General features: G+C 40.7%; 5 protein-coding genes and 1 tRNA gene. All 6 read right to left on the bottom strand.

The window, feature by feature from the left end; translation table 11 throughout:
• Position 1 precedes the first annotated feature (1 nt).
• The 6 genes from NC238_01410 to NC238_01385 all read right to left on the bottom strand — a co-directional run bounded on the left by NC238_01410 (position 2) and on the right by NC238_01385 (position 7,861).
• Positions 2-1,768: a hypothetical protein gene (locus NC238_01410; GenBank protein ID MCM1564612.1), complete on the bottom strand. Its 1,767-nt coding sequence runs from the start codon at positions 1,766-1,768 to the stop codon at positions 2-4.
• Positions 1,769-2,138: 370 nt separating this feature from the next.
• A complete protein-coding gene (locus NC238_01405; protein ID MCM1564611.1) occupies positions 2,139-2,435 on the bottom strand; it encodes a hypothetical protein in 297 nt (98 codons plus the stop codon).
• Between the two features lie 121 nt (positions 2,436-2,556).
• Positions 2,557-3,426 carry a hypothetical protein gene (locus NC238_01400; GenBank protein ID MCM1564610.1) on the bottom strand — a complete coding sequence of 290 codons (870 nt, stop codon included), beginning with the start codon at positions 3,424-3,426 and terminating at the stop codon, positions 2,557-2,559.
• Between the two features lie 852 nt (positions 3,427-4,278).
• Positions 4,279-6,444, bottom strand: coding sequence for a hypothetical protein (locus NC238_01395; GenBank protein ID MCM1564609.1), 2,166 nt, complete (start codon positions 6,442-6,444; stop codon positions 4,279-4,281).
• A gap of 186 nt (positions 6,445-6,630) precedes the next feature.
• Entirely contained in the window at positions 6,631-7,404 is a 774-nt protein-coding gene (locus NC238_01390) for a hypothetical protein (protein ID MCM1564608.1), read from the bottom strand.
• Positions 7,405-7,789: 385 nt separating this feature from the next.
• Positions 7,790-7,861, bottom strand: a tRNA-Ile gene (locus tag NC238_01385).
• Between the last annotated feature and the right edge of the window lie 56 nt (positions 7,862-7,917).

Raw genomic sequence — 7,917 nt, 5'->3', positions numbered from 1 at the left:
TTTATTTCAACACTGATGGCAGGTAGATTGAAAAATCAAACACTTTCAATTCTGCCTCGTAGGCTCCGATGTCACAGCGCGGTCCATTGATCCCGTCCCCATCTATCGGGCGGGGGAAGCCTCGCTGATCGGTAGCGGGGCAATTTGTTGGATCGCCAGCATCAATGGCAGGGCTGCCAGGTCCCAAAGCATGCGTTTGCGTGAAACCGCCGTTATCTGCCAGCGGACCCAAAAGCGGGTCTTGGTTGATATTACCCATGCCGGGATACACATCGCTACCCTGGACAGTACTGTAAGTAATTGTGCTTGTACTTAGAGGAGCATTGTTAATTTGGTCAGGGGTATTGTCCCAAAAAATTGAATTAGTAATTATGGGGGAGCTATTTTCCCAACTCGACATCCCGCCGCCAACAATTGTAGCCGAGTTACCGGTGAAGGTCACATTTGTGAGCGTAGGGCTGCTAATACCATAGTTAAACATGCCACCGCCTTCGCCTTCATAACTTGTGGCACTGTTATTACTAAAGGTAACATTCGTAAGGCTAGGACTACTGTCAAAGTTGACCATTCCCCCACCTTGGTCCTGGGTGATATTGTTTGAGAAAGTGACGTTCATCAATATCGCATTAGTCCCTGAATTTACCATTCCACCACCCATGCCAAATTCGCTGGTGGTGGTATTTCCGTTAAAAATGACATTGGTAAGAGTGGGTGTGCTTTCAATATTCGCCATCCCACCACCCAATTGAATGGCCGAGTTATTGCTGAAAATGACTTCGGTCAGAGTAGGGCTGCTATCGAAATCGTTAACCATCCCCCCACCAAACCACTCGGCTGAATTGTTGTCGAAGGTGACGTTGGCGAGAACTGGACTGCTGAATTGCTGGTTGTACATTCCCCCACCTTTTCCATCCGACATATATGGATCGTCAAGCGGATCATCGGCTATGTTGCCGCTAAATACAACATTATTGAGGATGGGACTACTTTGGAAAAAATTGAACATGCCACCACCGGCATTCACTGCTGAATTGCCGGTAAAGGTTACATTGTTCAGGATGGGGCTGCTGTTATTCCGATTTGACATACCGCCACCATTCACCAATGAGGCGTTGCTGGAGAAGGTGACAGAGGTCAAGATTGGACTGCTGCTGTCAAAGTTAGCCATACCGGCCCCATCAATTGCAGTGTTACTGCTAAAGATGAGATTGGTCAGGGTGGGGCTGCCGGTCACATTAGTGATGCCGCCACCGCGCCGGTTATCATCAACAGAAATCTCATCGGCATTGCCACCAGTGATGGTAAAACCGTCCAGAATAGCGGTGGGGTCAACCCCGCTGCCTGTGACCACGTGATAGCTATTGTCGGTATTGACACCTTCAGTTCCAATATCACCGCTTAGAGTAGTGACGTTAATCTCCCAATCGCGTTGGGTGAGGCTGGTTTCGGTCCCGATAAAGCCTCCGTAGATGGCGACGCCTGATTTGAGATGGAAGGTGGATTCGCGACCAGCCGGAACGCTGGGGTTGTAAGTGCCTTCCACTACCCAGATCTGATCACCCGATTGTGCATTGGTAAGGGCGGTCTGGAGTTCGCAGGGGTCATCCCAGGAGGAGCAAGTTAGACCTTCAACTGCTGGCTTGACATACAAAATGCTGTTCTGGATTTGAGAATTGGTGGAGTAAGCTGTTCCGCTTCCTAGACTAAAAAACATGGAAAGCAAAACTACAACAGAGAGGACAATTAAATTTAATTTTCTGGTTTTCATGAATTATCTCCCGGTATTAAATTCATATGGACCGTAAAAGAAACCTATTGATTTCTTATTGACCAAAGAAAGGTTATTCCAATATAACCTACCCTGCTTTAACATGCAAAATTGTGTACACTTTGTATAATGATTCCGTTATTATGCCTTGACCTCGATTCTTTCGTGATCGTTTTTTGTATTCACAATTACCATCCGCTGTGTTAGCGAGGTCTTTAATCAATAAAAGGGGTTGGTCAGGAGAAGGGTAGAGATCAGGAGGTCAATAAAAACTACGCAGGTTTTATAAGGAAAACTATGGGCCCGGAAGGATTCGAACCTTCAATCGGGAAGCAAATAATTAAATCCCATCTAGGTAACTTTCCCGAGTTTAAATTGTGTAGTGGTCTATCTGGTCGATCATATCAAATTTAGTCACTTGGTTTGTTTCTTCGGTAAGGATTTTCTTAGACCACTTTCTATTAAATACTTCTACATCGCTCATTTCGTTTACTAGAGAGACAAGCGTTTTGCTTCTGATAAAATTTCTTAATGTCAAACGGTAATGACCTTCAATTGATATATCTATATCGGGTAGTCTGCTGGACCAAACTTCTTCAGGTTGAATATAAATAAAACCGTTTATGAACAGAAGAGGCTTCTGCTCCCAATGTATCATTGCAGCCATACCATCTATATCCAATAATAATATTGGATTACCGTAATATAGTATCATTCTGATATTTGTATACTGCATACAAACCTCTACTAAATTGAGCTGAATTATCTATTCGAAGCGACTAAATAGTTTAGTTGTACCTTTCTGTCAAGTACTTTATGTACTCAGAATGTTCAATACGATAATTTCTATCAAGAATAGTTATCAGTTCCTGATAAGTCATTGCATGGAAATTAATCCCATCCGATCTAGCTATATCGGTGAAATCTTGGACTTCAGTCCGATGAATTGCTCCATCTATTCCCAAAACATCGTACCAAAGATAAAGTAACTTGAATTCTTTGATTCCGACACATGCTTTTAGCCCTAAAATATGTTTGATGAGTTGTGCGGCATCAAGATAGGAATATCTTTTTGCATCATGGTTTGTTTCCCAACCTAATTTATTGAGGGCAGCTAAGTCAGTCCACAAATCTTTATCATCAAGATACTTTGATTTGAGACCACCATGTGTTCTTCCCCCATAGGCTTCTGAAAATTTACACTCAACTGCGAACAGTTTGTAAGGCGAAGATCCATTATTTCTAAAAACAACATCAATATTTGGGGGAATAACAAATTTAGTATCGATTCGATATTTGTCCTCAAAAACGATGCTTTCCGAATATGTATTGTTACGGTTACAGAAATCACAGGCCGATGCGATTTCTTTGATCAATCCTCTTTTTTGCCAATATTGAAATATGTTTACTCCCAGGGCTGAGGACGAATGTAAAGCCTGCATCTTCGCTGGATTTTCTGGAGAACCAAGTACTTCCTGACCGTTGCCAGAATCAAATTGTTTTTGATTTTCCTCGAGAAGAGGTTCAAATAAATTTTGATTCAGATCAAGAGTATAGGTGGCACGACCTCTCTCACCTTTACTGCCAATCAAAGAAATATTATTATTGTTAGCCCACTGAATTTGCTTGGAGACGATATATTCCCATCCAGATAACATCAAAACTCCTCCCATTTATCAAATTTTGAATCAATTGTACCCCGATAAATTCGTCATAATGCCTTGACCTCATGGTCAAAAGATGGGCCCGGAAGGATTCGAACCTTCAACTAAACGGATTTTAGCATAATTCTGGTAAGGATAAACAACGATGCTAATCAATTTGGGTTTGCAAGGTCATTTGCAGAAGAAAAGAATTGATTGAATTAGGATCATGATCTTCTACCAGGAAGAGCTGCAACGATAATCATTAATATTACCAATGGACCAAATAGCTGGCCAATCGTTTTATATACCATTCCAAAGATGTCCGGGTCAAAAAGATACAAAAGAACAAATAATACTAAGAGCACTAGCAGATTTACCAGGAACTTCTTTAAAAATTTCACAACCCACCTCATTATTCACTTTGATCTTAATTAATTGTTTGTATATTGTACATTAAAACCAAAAAGATTTATCAAATTAAGATTTACATATAGTCTTCTTTCTGACTACACACTGGGGGAAATTTGTCACACTGGAAGGACCTGAGGGTTAAAAAGTGGGCCCGGAAGGATTCGAACCTTCAACCAAGCGTATAAAGGCATAGTTCCATTTGGGTTAAATTCTATAATTTCCATAGAATATTTTTTATACAAACAGATTAGCTCAGCGTCAGCAGCGGGACTTGCAAGACTCGCGTGAATGATAGCGCGTTTTCTGGGAAATCGCACTCCATAAATAAGCGGCATCGCTTCTGTCTGCTGCAGATGGTGTTCGGCGGCCTAATGTTATCAAATCGAGAATGCGTTTTCTCAGAAAATAGTGGGCTTAATATGATGGATCACTTTCATTGGTATACTCCCAGTTTTATTTGAGTTTTAGAACGTCTTGATAGAGTCTCCTCAGATGCTCGTCAGACATGTCTAAGATTGGTTCGTACATGAACGAGTTCAGGTGAATATTCTCCGGTGTCATGAGAATCACTTGCTGAATGGTTTTAATTTGGACAGTCTCGCCACTGAATAGCTCCTTGAACTTTTTCAATAGTTTGGGAGTTGGATTTACATCAATACTTTCCACAAAATTGGTGTCGTTAATTTTTTCTACCATGAATTGTTCGGCAGCAATTCTTATGGCAATCGAGAGAACAATCTTGTTCTCAAAGTTGATGCCCTGTCCATCCTTGAGACATTCGTTGGCCTCCTGGCGGATGATATCAATCACCGCTCTTGTGCCATCGACGGATTTCCCGGTTTCACAAAATATTGAGTTGTAAATCTTATCGAGTTCGTGTTGCTTAAAGCCAGCAGAGTTGCATTTCCAATGCAGAAGTGAAGAGAGTATGCCGAAGTCAAGGTCATCGCTGCCCTTTGTGTATTCGATAATATTGCGGATAAAGGGGATAGAGGCGATCATCTTCTTTGGGTCGATGAAGAAGTTTTTCTTCCAGTCTTTTACGAAGATATTTTGAATCCCGATTGCCTGGGTTAATGAAATGCCCGTATCACATTTTATAGCCATAAGACAATGAGGATAAATGATGAACCTGCTGTTTATAGTTCGGAAAAAATCAAAGTTGTGTGTTAGGATGATCTGATTGAAGTGCGGTTCATCAGCAATATCTATTAAATATTGAAGGATGGCGTACTTGTTCCTGTAATCGAATGAGTCAGCGATATCATCGAAAATAAAAATGGTTTCTTGCTTTGCCTTTTTTCGAGCCTCAACCTCAAAAATAATGTTGAGAATATAGAGAGCTTTCCTCTCGCCTGTGCTGAGAACTTGCAACAACGCGGTCTTCTCGATTGGCGCACGATCCAATCCATCATCAAAAGTGAATTCTAGTTTTAGCATCGGTTCCTGGCCCAAGATGACGGGAATCTTATTTTTTGCAGTCAGCGTGAACGGAACAAAAAAACGTCCATTGAAAATATCAATTACAGATTCCCACTGCGTCCGTTGTTTTCCTGCTTCCTCTTCGATTTCAATTTTCCTTTTTTCGGTGGCCTGATATTTTTCGATCAAATCTAAGTAGAGTTCAAACCGCGCCTTGAAATACGATTTCCAAATCTCTTCCTTGAAGCCCTCAATATTTGCCAACTTAGGAAGAATTTCCTCATGATCTGCCAGATAAGCTGCAAAGTCGCGCATATTTACATTCTTATTGATCAATTTTTCAATATCTGCAAATTGCTTTCTGAGATCCTTATCGTTCGAGATGCTTTCTTTCTCTTTTACAATCAACTCCTCAAGCTGCTTCTGGCTGGTGATCTCCAGCTTATCGTTGGCATTCAAGTTCACTGTATGCTTGGCAGCAAAAAAACCATTATCAGCGAGGTTTTTTGCAATGGTGGTGGCGTTGTAGTAATTAAATGTGCCCTTCTTGAAATATTTTGAGGCTGCTAAAAGCTCATTGTACTTTCTGATGTAATTCTCAATCACAGTTTCAAAATCTTTGGTTCCAAGGACGCTCAAAACCTTCTCGTCGAAAATCGTTTCATAGGGAATCTCGGCGAATGGAGCGTCTTTTTGGGCAAGCATTTCATCCTTGACTCGTAACAGTGCATGGTAGAACTCGTCATCACTTTTCGTGAATGTGGACGAAATCTCTTTCTCCAAATCCCTCTTTGAACCGGATTGCTCCTTTAACGCCTTTAAGAACAATTCTTTGGATTTGTCGATCTCAATATGAATTTCCTCGTACTCCTTTCGCAATTTACTATCTACAAGCAGGGTCGATGTTTTTTCAGTATGGCCAAAATATTCGTCATAGGGGCTAATAACGAGGACGTTTTCCTTGGGTATATCAAGACCGTTTTCATCGGTGATTTTTCTAGTACATACTCGCGTTGGGAATATGCGATCCTTGGAAGCAGTACCGTTTGCAATATCTTTGAAGGTTTGAGCCAGCGAGGTTTTCATCGATCCATTTGGGGCATAGATAACATAAACCTTGTGCTGACAGAAATTAAATTGCGTCTGAAGCTTCTTGATCCCATAGCAATTTTCTAAGTCAACATTCAGATTTTTCATTCCGACCCTCATCTTTCTTTTAATTAATCCCGGATTATTGATAACCTGATTGCCACCGAACGGCTTGTGTTCCCTGCGCTAGGGCAGATGTGGTCACTGCTTGAATGTAAAAAACTCGAAGCCAGAAAAATGCCTGTAAGCCGGTACGAATCCCATCAGTTGGCCACAAGTTACTTGGGCGCATTTTTATGGGGACAAATTTCTGATAAATTCATTTATTGAATCCAAGGCATTATTTATTGATGGAGTAATTGCATAGGCTATGATCAAAGACGTATATAGAATGATTAATATAATAATGAATCCAAAGGTATACCGAAGCCATTTCAACTCACCATCTTGAGTAAGAAAAAGTTTGTTGAAAATCCCAAACCTTTTCATCACTACTGAAAACACCGCAGAAATTATGCTGAAGATTAAAAAAACCAAGGCCTCACGCCAAATATCCCGAAAATCTATTAACCAGTAAAAAATTATTGCCATCACTGTTAGGGTCAAGATATTTTCAAACCATATAAGTTTCCAATCTCCCTTCCCGGATGGGAATTTTCCCCAAAGTTCAAGCCATAATATGACGGTTAATGCCATGAACGCAAATGACAAGGCATATCCAAATATCTGCAGTCTTAACTCACTAACAAAAACGGTGATGGCGGTAAAAACACCGAGTACATTTATTAATTTTTCGTTGTCTTCAACGAACTTTGAGAGTGTTTTTTGATTTTTCTTTACGGTTGGGATTCTTTTCTTAACATTTTCCATATTTGATAATAACGCTACTCCAGGGGCGTCTGAAGTAGGTGAGTTATTGTTGGATAAATTACTTGGCGACTTGCTTAATTTTTCTGGTTTTTTCCAGTTCGTCAGTATCAATAATAATGAAAAAAGAAAACCATATAAAAATAGTATCTGCGAACAGGTATTGTTCAATAAAGGATTATCTTTCTTAGCGTCACTCATTTTTCTCAGATTATGTTTTTTGTATACTGATTCAGGGTCCGATTAGTGGAAATTTTGGAAATAATCCATTTAATCAACCAATTTAGTTGACTATTCTGATTCTATCAAAATGCTCGTTTGATTCTCCAAAACTCATAAGTTAAAGGGACCTTATCTAATTGGCGTTTTCTTAATAGTCTCTACGTGTTGCTTATTATAATCAACCGGGGACAAAGATTATTTTCACTGCTTAATTGTAATCGTCTTGTGCCAAAACCTCCAACGCCGGCAAGCTTGCCTGAGCGATTTGATTGCTGCAAGTTTTTATCCGCAATCTGGACGCCGGTGCGATCAACCCCCCTTCTCAAGGGAAACCCTGAACCGATTTGTCTGATTATATGAATTATGGGCCCGGAAGGATTCGAACCTTCAACCAAGCGGTTATGAGCCGCCTGCTCCGCCATTGAGCTACAGGCCCTGATTGGAATTAGATTTTACCACAGGCTAAGCGCTGATTGACCACAAAAACCAGGC

Origin of the sequence: Dehalobacter sp. (genome assembly GCA_023667845.1) — a bacterium.
Taxonomy (GTDB): domain Bacteria; phylum Bacillota; class Desulfitobacteriia; order Desulfitobacteriales; family Syntrophobotulaceae; genus Dehalobacter.
Note: the sequence above shows the minus strand (reverse complement) of the source record. Positions and strands in the feature narration are given on the sequence as shown.